Source organism: Trichocoleus sp. ST-U2 (genome assembly GCF_039961875.1).
In the GTDB taxonomy this organism is placed as follows: Bacteria; Cyanobacteriota; Cyanobacteriia; order Cyanobacteriales; family FACHB-T130; genus FACHB-T130.
The window spans coordinates 54,477-68,023 of record NZ_JAMPJY010000025.1 but is presented as its reverse complement, the minus strand read 5'-3'; the positions used below and the strand labels follow the sequence as shown (position 1 = coordinate 68,023).

Annotated in this window: 12 protein-coding genes; 2 read left to right on the top strand and 10 right to left on the bottom strand. The window is 45.5% G+C overall.

Features of this window, described 5'->3' with window-relative positions; all coding sequences use genetic code 11:
• Window positions 1–60: 60 nt before the first annotated feature.
• Both NC996_RS17130 and NC996_RS17125 read right to left on the bottom strand, forming a co-directional pair.
• Window positions 61–2,802 carry a zinc-dependent metalloprotease gene (locus NC996_RS17130; protein WP_190683016.1) on the bottom strand — a complete coding sequence of 914 codons (2,742 nt, stop codon included), beginning with the start codon at window positions 2,800–2,802 and terminating at the stop codon, window positions 61–63.
• A 346-nt stretch (window positions 2,803–3,148) separates the two neighbouring features.
• On the bottom strand, window positions 3,149–6,244 hold the full coding sequence (locus NC996_RS17125; protein ID WP_242037459.1) for a zinc-dependent metalloprotease: 3,096 nt from the start codon (window positions 6,242–6,244) through the stop codon (window positions 3,149–3,151).
• A gap of 341 nt (window positions 6,245–6,585) precedes the next feature.
• On the opposite strand from NC996_RS17125, the gene NC996_RS17120 reads away from it, so the two are divergent.
• Window positions 6,586–7,458 carry a hypothetical protein gene (locus NC996_RS17120; RefSeq protein ID WP_190683013.1) on the top strand — a complete coding sequence of 291 codons (873 nt, stop codon included), beginning with the start codon at window positions 6,586–6,588 and terminating at the stop codon, window positions 7,456–7,458.
• A 264-nt stretch (window positions 7,459–7,722) separates the two neighbouring features.
• Here the strand turns inward: NC996_RS17120 and NC996_RS17115 are convergent, their stop codons facing one another.
• The gene (locus NC996_RS17115; protein WP_190683009.1) at window positions 7,723–7,908 is read right to left on the bottom strand and encodes a hypothetical protein; all 186 of its coding nucleotides are present in this window, start codon (window positions 7,906–7,908) and stop codon (window positions 7,723–7,725) included.
• Between the two features lie 83 nt (window positions 7,909–7,991).
• The gene (locus NC996_RS17110) at window positions 7,992–8,732 is read right to left on the bottom strand and encodes a peptidylprolyl isomerase (protein ID WP_190683006.1); all 741 of its coding nucleotides are present in this window, start codon (window positions 8,730–8,732) and stop codon (window positions 7,992–7,994) included.
• A 234-nt stretch (window positions 8,733–8,966) separates the two neighbouring features.
• Between NC996_RS17110 and NC996_RS17105 the strand changes: the two genes are divergently transcribed.
• Entirely contained in the window at window positions 8,967–9,359 is a 393-nt protein-coding gene (locus NC996_RS17105; RefSeq protein ID WP_348260006.1) for a hypothetical protein, read from the top strand.
• A 365-nt stretch (window positions 9,360–9,724) separates the two neighbouring features.
• Here NC996_RS17105 and NC996_RS17100 read toward each other — a convergent pair whose 3' ends face one another.
• The 6 genes from NC996_RS17100 to NC996_RS17075 form a co-directional block, all read right to left on the bottom strand.
• The gene (locus NC996_RS17100) at window positions 9,725–9,997 is read right to left on the bottom strand and encodes a hypothetical protein (RefSeq protein WP_190415175.1); all 273 of its coding nucleotides are present in this window, start codon (window positions 9,995–9,997) and stop codon (window positions 9,725–9,727) included.
• A gap of 117 nt (window positions 9,998–10,114) precedes the next feature.
• Window positions 10,115–10,324 carry a hypothetical protein gene (locus NC996_RS17095; protein ID WP_190415176.1) on the bottom strand — a complete coding sequence of 70 codons (210 nt, stop codon included), beginning with the start codon at window positions 10,322–10,324 and terminating at the stop codon, window positions 10,115–10,117.
• A gap of 128 nt (window positions 10,325–10,452) precedes the next feature.
• Complete coding sequence (locus NC996_RS17090; RefSeq protein WP_190415177.1) at window positions 10,453–10,665, bottom strand: hypothetical protein; 213 nt, start codon at window positions 10,663–10,665, stop codon at window positions 10,453–10,455.
• A 141-nt stretch (window positions 10,666–10,806) separates the two neighbouring features.
• Window positions 10,807–11,025 (bottom strand): hypothetical protein, encoded by a 219-nt coding sequence (locus tag NC996_RS17085; RefSeq protein ID WP_190429765.1) that lies wholly within the window; start codon window positions 11,023–11,025, stop codon window positions 10,807–10,809.
• Window positions 11,026–11,278: 253 nt separating this feature from the next.
• The gene (locus NC996_RS17080; RefSeq protein ID WP_190415179.1) at window positions 11,279–11,704 is read right to left on the bottom strand and encodes a HetP family heterocyst commitment protein; all 426 of its coding nucleotides are present in this window, start codon (window positions 11,702–11,704) and stop codon (window positions 11,279–11,281) included.
• A 27-nt stretch (window positions 11,705–11,731) separates the two neighbouring features.
• The gene (locus tag NC996_RS17075) at window positions 11,732–13,492 is read right to left on the bottom strand and encodes an HlyD family efflux transporter periplasmic adaptor subunit (RefSeq protein WP_190682999.1); all 1,761 of its coding nucleotides are present in this window, start codon (window positions 13,490–13,492) and stop codon (window positions 11,732–11,734) included.
• Window positions 13,493–13,547: the final 55 nt, after the last annotated feature.

The window sequence follows — 13,547 nt, the reverse complement described above, 5'->3', positions numbered from 1 at the left end:
ACTAATGATTATTTGTCACAGGTCAGGAATCATTAGTTAAATGACTCCTGACCTGTGAGTTTAATTTGATTGCATCTGAGCATCTAAGGCTTTAGAGATGCGATCGCGTGTTTCTTGCAGGTGGGCTTTGGTGTATTCGTCTAAGTTCCCACTCCGGTGCCTGAGGCTACCGTTGATGTCTTCGCGCAATTGGCGCAATTTTGACCAGGCAAGCGTTCGGGCGTCTTCTGGCACGTCCTCAGTCCGCAACACCATGCCGATTAGTATTTGCAAATGTTCTCGCTGCAAAGCCCGACGAAAGCTGGATATCTTCACCGACTTGCTATCTGCTGGCTGCAACTCACTCCAAATATCACTGTGCAAGGTATTAAATAGTTCTGGTAGCGTCAGCGCTTGATTTGGTTGACTCTTCAGTTCCAAGTCGCGCAGACGGTTGAGGCGATCGCCCGATAGCACTTCTCTCAAAACAATGCTTTGCGGGAAGAAGATGCTGTCGTGAACCGGAAAATCAAGGCGATTAACTGCAATATTATTGCTCCAATCCATCCAGCGCGAGGGTGCTAACTTATTGAGTAGATCCGGCGGGAAATTAAAAGCGTCTTCTGCAAAGACATACTTTTGCAATGCTGCCAAGGCTTCGCGCTGCTTGGCGACTGGCACAGGTTCAAAGGGTAAGCGCCCATTGCGGTTTCCGGGGCGATCGCGGTAGAACGACTGTCCGCCAATATACTTAGTAATCAAGAACACGTTTTGCAAATAGTGCATGAACGCGGTGTTAAAGCGATCGCTGACTTCGCTGTAACTTTCGCCGGTACCGGGATACCCTTTGTTAAGGCGATCCCATAGTTGGCGGTCGATATCCAGTTGCGATCGCGCGTAGCCTAGCGGATCGAGACTCATGTCATATTGGTTCACAGTGGGATCGAGGTCAAAGCTGTCCTCATCGGAGGCATAAGCTAATTCCGGCTGACTCGATTTTTTGGCAATCTCATCGAGAAACCGCTGTTCGGCGATGGGAATTACCCCGCCGCTGGGTTTATAACCATACTCAATCGCCCACTCGTCATAAGCCCCCACCTTGCTGGTATAGTAATCTCCTTGCTTGACCCCTTGGGGTGCCAAGTTGGGTGGCAGATAGTCCATGACGGAACTCACCATCCCCTTAGCGCGGGTGATGTCAGTGTTATTCAATTCCTCTGGTCTTAAGAGGGTACTGCCACGGAAGTTGTGTCTTAAGCCTAGAGTGTGTCCGACTTCGTGAGCAATCAGCAATCGCACAAATTGATGAATATACTCTTTCATGCGATCGCTTCTGGGGCTGACATTCTGCAATAGTGATAGCGACAACGACCCAACTGCCATCTGATTGGCAAATTGCATTCCCTCGCACCGATGGTTATGACCATCCTGTTCTAATAACGAAGGTTTTACCTGTCTGTTGGCACCATGCGCCTCTCCACCATGCGCCTCTCCACCATGTTTAGACGAGTGAGAAGGCAAGAAGCCACGGTTACAAATACTGCTGTTCCCTTTCTGGTTTGGTTCGATCAGGTGGCGATATTCCTGCTTGAACGAATTCACAAAGTCAGCGTCCACGATAATGTCAGCATCCAAGATTTCCCCAGTCAACGGGTTAACCCGCGACGGCCCTAATGCAAATGCGGCATCCAAAGAATTGAACCAGCGAATCGTGTTGTAGCGCACATCAGCCGGGTCCCAAGTCGCATTGTCTGGCATCTGCTGCACTGCGATCGCATCCTTGAATCCCGCCTTCTCAAACGCGGCGTTCCACATCAAAACGCCCTCGCGGATGGCGTCGCGGTACTCAACCGGGACAGTATTTTCAATCCAGAAGACAATTGGCTTTTTGGGTGGCGACAAGGAAGCTGCGGGATCTTGCTTTTCTAGATTCCAGCGCTGGATGTAGCGCACAAACGGATCTTTACCACTTTTACTGGAAAAATCCTTGTAAACCGTCGTGAAGTATCCAATTCGTTCGTCGGCAAGACGCGGAATATAGCCGTTGTTTTCCGGTAGCTGGGAGAGACTGTAATGTACCTTCAGGGAAAGGGCGCGGCTGTCAGGCAACGTCGGCAAATACGCCCCGTCATCTCCACTAGGGTTAGAGAAGCCGTAAATCGACTCAATTTCCATGTTCAGGGGGAAAGCTTTGGCAGCACCGAAGTAGGTTTTGTCTTCTTCTAGCTGGTATGAAGCTTCCAAAGCATTTTTTAAATATGAGCTTAATCCCGGTAAATCGCTGAGTAGCAGGTTCCCTAAATCAACGAGAATGGTTTGCCGTTGCGGATGAATGCTGATAATTTTCAGGGAACTGAGAACGGAGTCAGAAAAGGCTCGTTCTAGCGATCGCTGTTCTGGATTGCCGGGACTAGTGCGGAAGTTCACGTTGCGGACGGCAAAGTGCAAATTGTTGTTGACCCGGCGAAAATAGAAAAGCATATCTTGCAGCGGCATTCCGCTGTAAAGACCTCGTTCGCCAATCCCCGATTCTAAGGTAATGGTGGCAAGGTAGTTTTTATTGAGCTGTTCTGGTTTAATTTCTAGATATATTGTGCCGGTTTGTTTGTTTCGGTAGAGAGTGAATAATCCATCCAATTTTTGAGTATTTTTAACCGTTTCCTCGAAGGATTGAAAATCTGAATTTTCTATATTTGTATCTTTAGCTAAAACCTGAGAATGTCCAACTGGGTTTTGGGTGTTCGTAATGGCTGCTTTAACTGAAGAAACATTTACGAATAATAATCCCAGAATACAACACACGTAGAATGGCGATTTTTTCATTTTGTCTTTAAACTGATTGACGATTACTGATTCAAGTTAAAAAAATGATGGGGTTGGTGCTTTATAAACACCATCTAAGCGGGACTGAAGACAGCACATAAATCCTTTGCCTCTTCAATAAAACCTAGAGAGCTATATTGCACGCTAAAGTTGAACGTCGTTTGCAACGCCATCGTTGAATGCATCAGCGGCTCCCTGTTTAAGATTCCCGCTTTGGAGTCTAAAAATACTATGCGCCAGCCAAAAAACCAAAAAAGTTTATATTTAATCGCAGATGGCTGTTTCCCCTGGATTTAACCTCTCCTCCAACCCTTTCAAGTTGCACCATTTATCGTCGATGGTGGATTTACTTCGATTCCAACTGGGCGTTTAAGGCTTTGTTAATGCGATCGCGTGTTTCCAGAAGATGCGCTTTGGTATAGGTGTCGAGGTTCTTCTGCTTCGATGCACTATCCAGCGATTTCCGCAGTTGGCGCAGTTGGTACCATGCTAGGGTTCGGGCATCTTCCGGTACCGATTCAGTCCGTAACACCATTCCCAGCATGATTTCCAGATGTTCGCGTTGCAAGGAACGGCGGAGGCTGGAAATATTCGCTGTGCGATCGGATTGCTGCACCTCTGTCCAAATGCTATTTTGCAAGGTGTCGAAGAGTTCCGGTAGTGTCAGCGCTTCCCCTGGTTTCGTCTTAAGTTCAATGTCGCGCAGACGATTTAGGCGATCTTCGGATAGAAGCGATCGCAATACCCGACTTTGCTGCAACAGCAGGTTTTCATGAATGGGATAATCCAGTCGGAAAATCGGGATCGGATTTCCCCAATGTCTCCAGCGCGACGGTGCCAACTGATTCAGCAATTGGGGCGGAAAATCAAAAGCGTCTGCGGCAAATACATATTTTCCTATTTTTGTCAATGCATCGCGCTGTTTTTCCAGCGGCACGGGTTCAAACGGCAAACGCCCGTTGGGATCTCCAGCGTGGTTGCGGCTAAATGACTGTCCGCCAATGTATTGACTCATCAAATTAGCATTACTGAAGTAGTAACTAAGTATCGTGTTAAACAACACGCGCATTTCTTCATAGCTATCGCCCCGCAACGGGTAACGCTTATCCAAACGCCCCCACATCATCCGGGCGTTGTCCATCTGCGACTGTGAGTAGCGCAGCACATCGCCACTCAAATCCCAAAGGCTGGCACCCGGATCGAGATCCAAGATGTCTTCATCCGTCGCATAGGCGTATTCTGGCTGGGGTGATTTGGAGGCAATTTGCTCTAAAAATCGCTTTTCAGCCACAAAATTCGTTGCCCCACTCGGTTTATAACCGTACTCAATCGCCCATTTGTCGTAAGGGCCAACAACGGCTGGATAATAGTCTCCTTGCTTCACACCTTGAGGTGCCAAGTTGACGGGAACGTAGTCCATCACCGAACTTGCCATTCCTTTGATGCGCGTGATGTCGGTATTGTTCAATTCTTCCGGCTTTAGCAGCGTGCTACCGTGGAAGTTGTGCCGCAACCCTAAAGTATGTCCAATTTCGTGGGAAATCAGGTGGCGGATATACTGATGCACAAATTCTTTCATTTCGTTGCTGCTAGGCAAGACATTGTGAACCAGCGATAATGCGATCGCTCCCATCGCTGATTGAGTAGCCGCTTCCATGCCGTAGCAGAGATCGTGGTCTTGTAGGAGTTGCGAAAAATCGGGGGTAGATAATGACGGATTTTCCTCTTTTCCTTTCTCCGTCGCTTGTCCTCTCTCCAATCCGTTGCAGAGATTGGGATTCCCCGCAATTTGGGAAAATAACCCGGTTTCCGACGACTGGCTTGACTCGACAAGGTTGCGATATCGCTGCTTGATCGATTGCACCATGTTGGCATCTACAATGATGTCGGCGTCTAAGATTTCGCCAGTCAGCGGATTGACACGCGATGGCCCTCTGGCAGAATATCCATCCAAAGAATTGATCCAGCGAATCGTGTTGTAGCGGACATCTGCGGGACTCCAGGTGGCATTATCCGGCATTTGCCGCACTTCAATGGCGTCCTTAAATCCCGCCTTCTCAAAAGCTTTGTTCCACATCAGAACGCCTTCGCGGGTGGAGTCGCGGTACTCAACCGGCACAGAATTCTCAATCCAGAAGACAATTGGTTTCTTGGGTGGTGACAAGGATGCTTTCGGATCTTGCTTTTCCAAGTGCCAGCGATGAATATAACGAACAAAAGGTTCTCTGCGGTTGTCGTTGGAGAAGTCCTTATAAGCAGTAATAAAGTAGCCAATCCGGTCGTCGGCAAGACGCGGAATATAGCCGTTGTTTTCCGGTAGCTGGGATAAACTGTAATGGACTTTAAGGCTGAGTGCCCTGCTATCAGGCAGAGTCGCTAAATTTGCGTCCTGGCTACTCGTCGATGAGAAACCGTAAACCGAGGAAATTTCGATATTGAGGGGAAAGGCTTTGGCGGTGTCGAAATACGACTTGCTACTGTCGAGGCGGTAGGAAGTATCCAAAAACGTTTTTAACATCGAGGTTAACCCAGGCAAATCGGTGAGGAGTAAGTCCCCCATATCGATAAGCAGGGTTTTGCGTTGCGAATGAGTCGCTTTGATGTCCAGCGAGTAGAGGACAGAGTCGCTAAACGCCCGGTTAAGCGATCGCTCTTGCGGCTCCCCAGAGCGCGTGCGAAAGTTAACATTGCGAACCACAAAGTGTAAGTTGTCGTTCACCCGACGAAAATAAAACAGGAAATCATTCAGGGGAACTCCGCTATAAATCCCGCGTTCTCCAATCCCCGATTCCATCGTCACGGTACCGAGGAAGTTTTTATTGAGCTGTTCGGGCTTGATTTCTAAATAAATTTTGCCCGTCTTCTTGTTGCGGTAGAGGGTAAACAACCCTTCCACCTTCTCCGTATTTTTAACGATTTCATCAAAGCCAGACTTTTTAGTAGCTTTACCCGCGTCACCCGCGTCTGCCATCTGAAGCGCTGCCTGGTTGGCATCTTTCAGCAGCCCCAATATCGGTTGTAGCGGCACCGGACTGCCCTCCCCATACTGTTTTTTAGTATCTTTGACCATCCACGCAAAAGGCAGTTGCTCTGGCTGATTTTGGCTGTCTTTGATGACCCATACGTGAGAATACGGAGACGTGACAGAGGTAGGAATTTCGAGTGCTGACCCCTCTTCACTTTTTTGAGGCAACTTATTTGCGCTTCCCCGATCGAGAGGAATCTGTTGCAATTTATTAGTAAAACGGTCTGACTTCTGGCTTCCAGATAGCTGCTTCTTGGTAACAGCAGCCTCAAGCGATCGCATCTGTTGGCGACCGCCCAACCTTTCCACCGCTTTTAGAGGCACCAGCGCCTGCGCTGCTACTTGTAGCTCTATCCCGAACAACACTCCTTGTAGAACCAATAGATAGAACGGCAATTTTTTCATTTTGTTCAGCATCCGAATGACCATTCCTACTTCATCAAATCTTTAAAAAGTATTTCAGTATATTTACTGGAGCTTTACTCTAATTTTAGAGAATTGGGATTATGATACTTACGTGAAAGTCCTTAAGTATTTCTTTGCTAAAGTGCAATAGAAACTTTTCTCGTCAGTCTTTTCAGCGTAACCCAAAGGCTTGTTAAACGGAGACATCCATTTAACAAACAGACTGTTTATTGTTATTGAAAACAGTCTAGGTGAAATTGTTCCTTTGTTAGGTCATCGCTTCGATCTGCAACTTTCAGCAGGTCAAAATTCTCATGTCCAAAATTTTAGTGACATAAGGAAATAAGGTTTTTATGATAACCAAACAACGTCCCAGCTTACGCTTCTTGCTGTTCGCAACGCCTTTGATGGCTAGCTCTGCGTTCGTTGCTGTGCCTGGTTGGGCTGCAACTCTAGCCAAATCTGAAGCGACAGTAGAACTGAATAAATTTAGCCACTCACCTGTTGAGGTGGAGGCTTTTACTGAGGCTTTTACTGAGATATTTACAAGCAGTAGTGAGGTGACTGCCGATGCTGATGCCTTTGCAGAATTTACAGCCGATCCCTCCCCTAAAAAAACCTCCGCTTTCAATTTCTCTTTAAGTAAAATTGAGGGCGAAGGTAAGAGCTATTTTGGACAGGTGAAAAGCGTAGCTGGAGTGATTGGCTATAACTTTCTAGTAAATGCAGGTCAAACTTTCTCTTTCGATTTTTCAGCTTTTTTAGGTCTTAAAACTTCTATTGACGAACCAGAATTTGAATATGCTAGTGCGTCTGGCGAGGTAAATTTTCAGTTATATAACACCCAGAATAATAAAGATACGAAGACTTGGATTCCTTTAGACTTTTTTAGCTTAGCCGGAAAAATAAAGACATTAGAACCTGGTGATTTTCTTGCTTATGAGAAGAGCGCCAACGTAACCGTTAAGCCAAATAAAGTTTTTTTAGAGACTTCTTTTGGAGGCAACGAAGAAACTGCTGAAGCTTTTATTCAAGGTAAGTTTTCGCGTAAATTCGATAGCTTAACTTATCTAACCTTAGTAGAAACTAAGACAAATAAAGTGAAAGCAAGTAAGGCAATTGCTGAAACCCCAGAGTTTTCGAGTACCTTAGCTTTACTCTTATTCTGCTTAATGGGCGTTGGATATGAAGCCAGAAAGAAAGCTGTTGCAGTGAAGTCAAAGTAAAAACGTCAGGTGACTAAAGTCGTAGCTACGCGAACGAAGCCTGCCTACGTAGCCTTCATTTTTAAGCCTCTTAGTAGGGAATAGTTGCTGTAGGGGCACGGCAATGCCGTGCCCCTACAATGGCATAGAGATTACTTTTTCTAGAAGTCCCTAATAGGAACATCCTAATGCTTGTAGAAAGGGCGATCTGTAATCGCTAGGGATATAACAATTCTCGTTTGGATGCAGTAAGATTATATCCCACCCCACTTTTCAGGCAGGTGTCTATTTAGAAGTCACGCTAGATGTTGAGCGACTGCTACAACGATTGCCGGAACAGACTTCAACCGTGACGCATTGACGAATTGTACTCTCACTATCATCCGACGTAATGACTACGCTCTTGGCTTCTGCAACACTTTTTCCATCAGATGAGACGATTCGCTGAATTAAGACTTTAGAACGGATCACGATTGATATCCTCCCTTCTCAATACTGAATTAAAAGCAAGAGTTTAGATAGAATTCTAAACTCACCCAAAATTGGTGGCTTGTTCAAACCATTTGGTTATGAATCATATAATTTAACTCACTGGTTAACCACTCTTCAAAGAGTCTATCAAGGATTTCTTGATACCTTTCAGGGGTTAATTCCGCAGGAATGAACTCTTCAACCATTAAGAGATGATAACCTTGCTCGGTTTGGATGGGACCCATTACTTCTCCGATTTCGGCACTAAATATAAGGGCGGCGATCTCTGACTTTAAGTTCCAGCGGTAAAGCTTGCCTTCCAATCCACAATGATGTCTGCGCCTTTCATCACAATCGTAAAGATGAGCGGCTTGATAAAAACCGATTTCCTCTTCTTCAATTTGATAGAAAAGTTCTTGAGCGACCTTTTCGTAAGGAACAATAATTTGGTAGAGTAAAACTTGGTCAAAATCAAGCCGATTTTCCGCGAAGAACTTCTCGACTTCTTTAGAGAATAGAGAATTAGCTAACTTGCGAGCAAGAATGCGATCGCTAATTCCTGTCTCCCAGTCATCCACACTAATCATCTGGTCTGACAGCCATGCTAGCGTGTCTGCGGCTTTCTCCAAACGCTTCTCATAACGCAGCCTATCCGCGTCAGCCTGAATTTCTTCTGCGGTGACTGTTAGGTTTCTTTCCTGAGCCGCTTTTTCGATGATTCTTTGATATAAAATTTTTTGATGGACATCCTTCAACTGAAGATTTTTTTTCAGGAAATTAACCACTTCATTCGGATGAATAGATGCCCCTGAAAGATCGGTCATATCATTGTTATGACTCCACTCAGTTAGACTTAATCAGTAACTAGCCTCAGACCAAGGCCTGGAAAAACTCGGCTACCTAGCCCTACAAGGCTATAGGAAGCTCCTTCATTGTTGCTACTATTATTTTCAACAGAAAGGTCTTTACGTTGTTCAATAATCTCACTCTTGTCTGGAAGAGAGGATAGCAAAGAGAAGTTGCTAATGTAGGTTGCGGCAACGGTTGATGAGCGGGAAGTGCCTGGGACGTTAGGGTTAGAGAAGGTTGCCACTGGCAAGGTGGTTGAGATTCCAGCAGCATTAGGGATGATTGTTGCTGGCGCATTAACTTTAGCGCTAGTGATATTAGCGCTAGTGATATTAGCGCTATTGGGATTGGCAGAGGTTGCAGGTGTAGGAACGGTGACGCTAGTGGGATTGGTAGAGGTTGCGGGTGCGGCAACAGTGACGCTCGTAATATTAGGAGAAGTTGTAGATGCGGCAGCTGTGACGCTAGCGCTACTGGATGTTGCGCTAGGAGTAAAGACTGTCGCACTTTGGCTACTGGGAGTTCCTGTAGGAGATGTCGCTGTCGCACTACTACTACTGCCAGAACCCGCTGAAGATGAGAATGCGCTAGAGGTACTTTGACTGCTGCTGAAACCGCTATCACCAGACGAGGTTGCTGTTGCACTACTGGTAGCGGTGACACTACTAGAACCACCTCCAGAGGAAAATGAACTAATGACGCTTAAAGCGCTGGTGAAATCTTTGCCACCCGGAGAGTTAGCTTGGGAAGGTAGAGCAACAGATACGATCAAGCTTCCAGCTAGACCAAGATACAAAACGCATTGAGATGATTTAATCATATTGTTTATATGTCCTTAGATCAACAACTTAAATAAAGTCAGCAAGGCAAACTAAGGCATAATTATCTTCAGTTTTTACAGTCACAGAAGGATTGATAAACAGTCCAAGGTAGGGTATATCTTGAACTGTTATCTGCCAAATCTAGATTAATAACCACCGGAAGTCCATGTTGAAACAGACATATTACCCTTGCTCCCAAAAGCACTAGCTGTGGCCTTCAGGCTATTTTTTGTTCCCTTGCTACTGCTAGTCGAATAACTAAAGTAGTCCGTGTCTTTGACATCGATATAATCAATCGGGATGCTGATATCTTTCAAAAAGTCGTGCAAGGTAATCTTGCTTGAGCCACCTGTCACCCCACTTGAGTCCGAAATTCCCGAATCGAAAAAATTTAAATCATTGATTGTTAATCCACTCATAGGAGTCCTCCTGCTAACAAAAAGGCCGCTGAAAGCCTTTTTATTTACTTAAAATTGGCTTTCAGCAGTTCTCAGACTTAAATTTGCTCAATGACTAGAAGTAATAGCCATCGTTAATTAGTTACTTTGGTAAACGTTGGCTGAATTGGAAGAAATTGCTACGGCAGTTGCTGGACCGAAAAATGATTTAGCCGTCGCTTTGGAAGAAGCGTATTGACTGAGATAGCTGTAGTTGCTCTTAGATGTGCTGTAGTAGCTATAGCCAGCACCAACAACGCTGGGAGATTGTTCGGCAACTTCTAAATGGCTCAGGTCAGAAATAATCATGGGATGTCTCCTTTTCAAAATGGGTTTAGTTTTTGCAGAAATCTGGTTGAAAAGCCAATTCTAGGGATAAGTTTCCCCAAGGTTTACTACTGAAAAAGCTCAAGGTTTAGAGCAGCAGTCACCTTTCATCAATTAATTTGGTAAACGCTGGCGTCATTGGTAGAGATTGCTACCGCAGTTGCTGAACTTAAAAATGATTTAGCACTTGCCTTAGAAGAAGCGTATTGATCGACATAGCTGGAATTGCTCTTATAATTGCTATAGCTATAGCTATACCAACCACCAACAACACTGGGAGATTGCTTCGCAGCTTCCAAATGGCTCAGGTCAGAAATAATCATTCGATGTCTCCTTTCCAGATTGAGAATTTGGTTTACTTTTTGAGTAACCGAGTTAGAAAGCCTATTGTCGATAGACTTCCAGAGAAGTTTCCCCTAATAATGCTCAATATTTAGAGCATTATTTAACAGCAACCGCAACTTTTAAAAATTTAGTTGGGTAACGGTGGCTACATTTGTAGAAATTGCTACGGCTGTTGCTGGACCAAATACTGATTTAGCCGTTGCTTTGGAAGAAGCGTATTGATTGAGATAGCTGGAATTGCTCTTATATTTGCTGTAGCTGGAGTAGCTATAGCCAGCACCAACAAGACTGGGAGATTGGTCGGCAACTTCCAAATGGCTTAGGTCAGAAATAATCATTAAATGTTTCCTTTGCAATTCAGTTTTTTTCTGAAACAACCTTGTTTGGTTGATATAAACAATATAAACAGTATGGTTAAGGTCGTGTTGCCATTTTGGCATTTTTCGTCGATGATTTAAAAAATAGTGTGAGAGCAGTTTTTTGGCAATTGTAAAAGAAAAACCTGCCCCATTCTTTAGTAAAGATGAACGCGGCAGGATTTTTACGACTGGTCAAAAAATCAACTTCAATCTTGAAGAGCAGATTTTTTTGTTATTTTAATTCCCGAAAAATTGAGTTTATTTTTTGAGTTTTTATGACTAACCAGGGGTCAAAATGACCCCCGCTTCCCCGTACTTGTGGCTCAGCGATCGCTTCTAGATAACCAAGGTCTTTAATTGTGCTTAAGCACTTGTGTGACTCTAGGCTCTCTGACCCGATTGCAGCCCTTTGATTATCTGTATTTAAAGTATCTGTTTTACAGTTGGTGTGTCTGCCAACTTGGCAGTTTTCTTTGAGCAATCGGTTGTATGTTCGATAGGGGATGTAGTGTAGGGGATTGTAACCAGCAAACCGCAATAGTAAAACGCAAGCCCAAGAATACTTTCCTTCCATGATGGCTTCAACAACTTGATTAAACTGTTCGGAATTCATGGTTTTGTCAAGTTTAGGATTAGAACAGGGAATGTGATAAGCCATAACAATTGCCCTTGGATAAATTTGGTTTTACAAACTGATGCCGCCTTTTTGCATCTGGCGGATGGGATCTAACAGAATGTCGGCAATCCGGCGTCGGCGGATGATAATCTCCGCAGAGGCAGTTTGACCGGCTTTAAATTTGATGTTTTGACGATCTGCATTGATATAGTTACGATCCAGCGCTACTTCAATTCGATAGACTTCTCCCAGCCGCTCATCGGGTTTCGCATCGGGGGAGACGGATTGTATCTTCCCGGCAACGATACCGTACTCTTGATAGGGGTAAGCGTCGAATTTGATTTTTACTGGCATTCCCGTTTTTACAAAGCCCGCTTCTTGATTGGGTAAACTGGCTACGAGAATCATGGGTGCTTTGTGGGGAGCGATTTCGGCAACAGTTTGGCTGGGTTGAACCACTTCGCCAACGTTGCGGACTTTCAGAGACGACACCACTCCATCAACGGCAGCAGTCAGAAACCGTTGTTTGAGCTTTGCTTTAGCGGCGTTCAGCAGATTTTGAGTTTCAGCAATTTGGGCTTTAAGCTGAGTCATTTCAACTTCTAATTCCTGAATTTGCTGCTGTGTTTCTATCTGAGTTTTGCGCTCTTGAGCTTGTTTTTGAGCGAGTTCTGCGTGGAGTTGCTGTGCTTGTGCGAGTGTCTGCTTTAAATCGCCTTGACTTGAAGCGATCGCGCGATCGCCATCGCGCAGAGCTTGCTGGGCTTCAAACAGCCGGTCTTTAAGAGTTGTGTCTTCTTCTAGTTGAGTTTTGGTGATGGCACTTTGGCGATCGCGCATCATTTGCTCGGCATCCAGCAAATATTTCTTGGAGATCGCCCCCTCTTTGACCAGCGGTTTTACCCTCTCGACTTCCTCAACCGCCGCCGCTACATCAGCTTTTAGTTTCTTGTGCAGTTCTGCCGTCGTCGCCGACAGGGGTTTTAGTGTTTCGAGTCTTTCTTGATTCGCCGTCTTTGCCGTTTGAAGTTGAGCGATTTGTTCGCGGGTAGCAGATCCTTTGGCATTGACTTCGGAGATCGCAGCCAAAGCTGCTTGAGTGTCTGAAGAAGCGATCGCTGTCTGGGTTTTCACTTCCAGATGCGTTTTCTCTAGAAGCGCTTGTTTCTGAATAAGTTGCATTTGATTCGTTGCCAGCATTTGCTGCAAACGCTCTACTTCACCCGCCGCAATTTGGGTATCCAGTTCCACTAACACTTGACCGGCTTTTACCGCTTGACCTTCTTTGACGGCAATATTGGCAACCTTGCCCATTTCCACTGGGTCAATCTTATAGACGGCTCCTTTGGGCATTAACCGTCCTTGAGCGTGACCCACTTCGTCAATTTGCCCAAAGGTAGCCCAAGCCCCAAAAGCCAGACAGAAAGCCATTCCGCCCAATATCAGCTGACGAGGAAGCGTGGAAGGTGGCTGGTCAAGCACCGTCTGCAACGAGGTAGACCATTGGTTGGTTCGAGTCTCTGGAGAAGTGGCAGACGCGAAATGAACTTGAGAATTGCTAGCTGTTTCAGTCGAGGTGGGCTGTACGCTCATTTCGATAGAGCCAGTCGCACCCCCATAAATCTCAGCAAAAGAGCGATCGCACTGACGCTGAATCTTGCCAGGATGAGTAACCGACTCGCCTTGAGTCGGAGTACGGGATAATATCCCCTGGCTATCGAATGAATTCTGGTTGCTACCTGTATAGCCTGAGCCAAAAGGCTCAACGGGTGGAGTTAAGGGTAGGTTTGAGGCCGTTGATGCAGAAATCGATCTGATTGGTTTTTGCATGGCTGTGGCCCAGAATGAGCAAGTTCAAAGTTTGAGATTGAGGATGGCTCTCGTT